Below are 2,503 nucleotides of genomic sequence, written 5' to 3'. Positions count from 1 at the left end.
CCTTCAACCCCAACCGTGCCGGCGAAACCGTTCAGTCCTGTCCGGAACCGAAACCCTGATCGATGATCGAGAACAGCTCGTCGACGGAGACGGTGCTGAGGTCGTCATCGGTCCGGCCCTCATTCTTGGCCGGTTGGGGGTAGGACAATTGCCGGACTCGTGCGGTCAGGCTTTCCAGCCGGTGCAGGATCCGCTCGCCGTCCCGGCCCTTCGCGGTCTTCGGGTCGAGCAGGGCTTCCAGCCGGTCCAGCTCGTCCACCAGGGACCCGGCCGGGGCCTGGCTCACCGGCGCCAGCTTGCCCAGCAGGTACTCGGCCAGCAGCGACGTCGTCGGGTAGTCGAAGACGAGGGTGGCCGGCAGCTTGAGCCCGGTGGCCGTGGTGAGGCCGTTGCGCAGCTCGACGGCGGTCAGCGAATCGAACCCGAGGTCCTTGAAGCTTTCCGTGGCGCCGACGGATCCGGCGTCGCCGTGCCCGAGCACCCGGGCGACCTGGGTGCGCACCGCGCCGAGCACCGTGTCCTGCTGTTCGCCGCGGGACAGGCCGGCCAGCCGGTCGCCGAGCGCGGCCACCGGCTGGGTGCCGCGGACCGCGGCTCGGCGCTGCGGCACGCGGACGAGCCCGCGCAGCACCTCCGGCAGCTCGTCCCGGGCCCGCAACGCGGCCGCGTCGAACCCGGTCGCCACCACCAGCGCGCGATCGGCGCCGCGGGCGGCATCGAAGAGGGCCAGCCCGGTCGCGACCGGCAGCGGCGGGAAGCCGGACCGCCGCATCCGCTCCAGGTCGGCGACCGACAATGTGGCCGTCATGCCGCCGGCAGGCTCCCAGGAACCCCAGGCGATGGACCGCCCCGGCAGGCCCTGGGCGCGGCGGTGGGCGGCCAGGGCGTCGAGGAAGGCGTTGCCGGCCGCGTAGTTGCCCTGCCCGCGGCCGCCCAGCACCCCGGCCAGCGACGAGAAGGTGACGAACCCGGCCAGCGGCAGGTGCCGGGTGGCCTCGTGCAGGTGCCAGGCCCCGTCGGCCTTGGCCGCCAGCACGGGGTGCAGGCGGTCCGGGGTGAGCGAGGTGACCAGGCCGTCGTCCAGCACCCCGGCGGCGTGCACCACGGCGGTGAGTTCGCCGCAGCGGGCGACCAGGCCGGCGGTGGCCGCAGGATCGGTGAGGTCACAGGCGAGCACCTGCACCCGGGAGCCGGCGGCGCCCAGTTCGGCGACGAGCGCATCGATGCCCTCGGCCGCCGGGCCCCGTCGGGAGGTGAGTACCAGGTGGCGGAAGCCTTGTGCGGTGAGGTGCCGGGCCAGCAGCCGGCCGAGACCGCCGGTGCCGCCGGTGATCAGGACGGGCCGCGTCGGGTCCCAGGCCGCGGTCGGCGCCGGGTCGGTGGGCAGCGGCCGCCCGGCATTCCCGGCGAGCGCGGCCTCGGGAGCGCCGGTGGTCGCGCGAACCAGGCGGCCCGCCAGTACCTCGCCGTCCCGGATCAGGGCTTCGGTGTCCTCGCCGGCCACGACCCGGGCCAGTGCGGCCGGGTCGAGGTCGCCGGTGTCCAGGTCCACCAAGGCGAAGCGGCCCGGGTTCTCCGACCGGGCGCTGCGCACCAGGCCCCAGACCGCGGCCGCGGCCGGGCAGTCCGCGTGGGCGCCGCGGGTCAGCACCACCAGGCGGGAGGCGGATCCGGAGTCGGTCACCGCCAGCCACTCCCGGACGAGTTCGAGCGCGCGGCCGGCGGCCGCGTGGGCGGCCTGCGGCAGCTCTCCCGTGGCCTCCACGCTCACCAGCACCACCCCGGGCGGGGTGCCCAGCGCGGTCAGGCCGGGTGCGGTGCGCACGTCGACGCCGTGGCCGCGCAGGGCGTCCGCGACCTGCCAGGGGTCGGCTCCGGCCACGGCCACCTCCGTGGCTTCGGCCGTGGCCGTGGCCGGTGTCCAGTCGATGCCGAACAGGCCGTCGCGGGTGCTCGGCGCGGTCTCCGCCGGGATGGCCCGCAGCGCCAGCGCACCGACCGTGATCACCGGTGCTCCGGTGGCGTCGGCCGCGGTCAGGCGGACGGACTCGTCTTCGGCGCGGTGCAGCCGGACCCGCAGCGTGCCGGCGCCCTGCGCGTGCAGGTCGACGTCGCGCCAAGCGAACGGCAGGGCCGGGCCTTCGTCCCGGTCGCGGTCTTCCGAACGCACGAAGCGGATGGCGTGCAGGGCGGCGTCCAGCAGCGCCGGGTGCAGGCCCAGGCCGCCTTGGTGGGCGTCCTCGGGCAGCTCGACCTCGGCGAACCAGTCGCCGTCGTCGCCCCGCCAGACCGCGCGCACGCCCTGGAACACCGGGCCGTAGTGCAGGCCGAGGGCGGCCAAGTCCGCGTAGAACCCGGTGGTGTCCACCGGGACGGCGCCCGGAGGTGGCCAAGCGGTGACGCCGTCGGACGGCGGCGCTGCCGCCGGTGCCAGCGTTCCGGTGGCGTGCCGGGTCCACTCGCCGCCGTCCGGACGGGCGTGGACGTCCAGGGCGCGCAGGCC

At 76.0% G+C, this 2,503-nt stretch carries 1 protein-coding gene; it reads right to left on the bottom strand.

The window, feature by feature from the left end; translation table 11 throughout:
• Positions 1–31: 31 nt before the first annotated feature.
• Complete coding sequence (locus tag HUT10_RS52020; RefSeq protein ID WP_217709537.1) at positions 32–2,368, bottom strand: type I polyketide synthase; 2,337 nt, start codon at positions 2,366–2,368, stop codon at positions 32–34.
• Positions 2,369–2,503 lie beyond the last annotated feature (135 nt).

The organism is Amycolatopsis sp. Hca4 (genome assembly GCF_013364075.1).
Lineage (GTDB): Bacteria > Actinomycetota > Actinomycetes > Mycobacteriales > Pseudonocardiaceae > Amycolatopsis.
This window is presented reverse-complemented; position numbering and strand designations above follow the sequence as displayed.